Here is a 1506-nt window from a genome sequence, read left to right on the forward strand (position 1 = left end):
AGTTAATATGCACTTTGTTATGCATATCCTGTTTTATGCCGAATTAAATGAGTGTTACATTTATGTCTTTGATCTCTGATCAATCTAGAAGTTAATTAAAAAGCTCAGATACATGTGAAAATTGATCTAATTTCCATGTGTTTTTGATAATTTTCTTTCTTTCAATTTCATTAAACATTCCTGAAAAATCACATAATTTGATAAATTTTTCTTCTAATTCCTGCTGTGTCAAAGTATTGAGTGGATCACCTTTAGGATCAGTAACAAGCTCGGAAAAAACCTGATTTTTTTTAGTTTTAACTGTCACTTTTCCAAGCCATTTTTTAGGATAGTTTTTGTCAATTTCTTGATCTAAAATCATCCGTACTTTGTCACGAATTGAAATGACATTATCATCTTCAAGTGCGTGCTTTTTAAAAGAATCAAGCCCGGCATCAGCATAAACGGCAATAAGCCCAAGGACTGTTCCCATTGAGAATTTCGCCTGATGAATCGTTTTGGGAATAGTGACCAAACCTAAAACATCAATCGCAGCTTGATGCACATGTGCTGTAATCTCACTTATATCTTCAAATTTCAGTGCATTTTTTTTCATGAGCATGAGCAAGGCATCTGCTGCTGGATGGGTGTGCCGGCATGAAGCATGATATTTAAACGAGGTTTCAAGCAACGCCCAGCGCTGACCTAATTGATCATTTAAAAATTCTGGTTGAGCATCCGATGACATTCCCTCTGCCAAGCCCTGTCTCCCCTGCAAAATATTTTGAGCACCAGTTAGCCCGTCACGAGTAAAGTAAGCCGCAAGTAAACCGTTGGCAGCAGCTTTTGCTGTATGCAGTTGTTTGGAATCAGCAGCATCCTTTAGAAATTCCCATAGTCCGGCAGCTTGAGTACCAGCAGTTCCAATCAAATGTAAAAATTGTGATTGACTAAATTTCATCAATTTTCCGACTGCCACAGCTGCAGCCAATGTACCTACTGTTGCTGTTGTATGAAATATTTTGTAATGTGAGCGTCCTAAGAATTCCCCAATACGAATACCTGCTTCATAACCAGTGATACAAGCCAATAAAAAGTCTTTTCCGGAAATATCCAGATCCTGTGCCGCAGCAAAAGCTGCTGGGAAAACAACAGTTGCAGGATGCAGTACTGAGCTATTGTGTAAATCATCCTGTTCTACGAGATGAGAACATGCCGCATTGACAAAAGCAGCAAAATAGGCGGAAGTTGATTTTTCACTTACTAAAATTGTGGCTTTACCTGTTTGAGGCCCCATATATTGCGCAAAATGTTCAAATAACGGGATTGGATGCAGTTTTTTACTTGCATAAGCAGAAGCCAACCAATCTAGAAAAAGTGCCTTACAACGACTATAAACAGCTTCCGGGACTTGTTTTTCATCTAAATTCGCTAAAAAAAGTGTGAGTTCATTTGTTTCTTCCATTGATTCTTTTTCCTTTTAACTTAAGCTTATCTAATCAATAAATATTCCATACTGAATTGATA

1 protein-coding gene is annotated in these 1506 nt (G+C 37.6%); it reads right to left on the minus strand.

The features are described 5' to 3' along the window. Positions 1–91 precede the first annotated feature (91 nt). Positions 92–1444: an MmgE/PrpD family protein gene (locus KPC_RS19690; protein WP_121975991.1), complete on the minus strand. Its 1353-nt coding sequence runs from the start codon at positions 1442–1444 to the stop codon at positions 92–94. Between the last annotated feature and the right edge of the window lie 62 nt (positions 1445–1506).

It is taken from the genome of Acinetobacter stercoris, from assembly GCF_900323515.1.
Classification (GTDB): Bacteria; Pseudomonadota; Gammaproteobacteria; order Pseudomonadales; family Moraxellaceae; genus Acinetobacter; species Acinetobacter stercoris.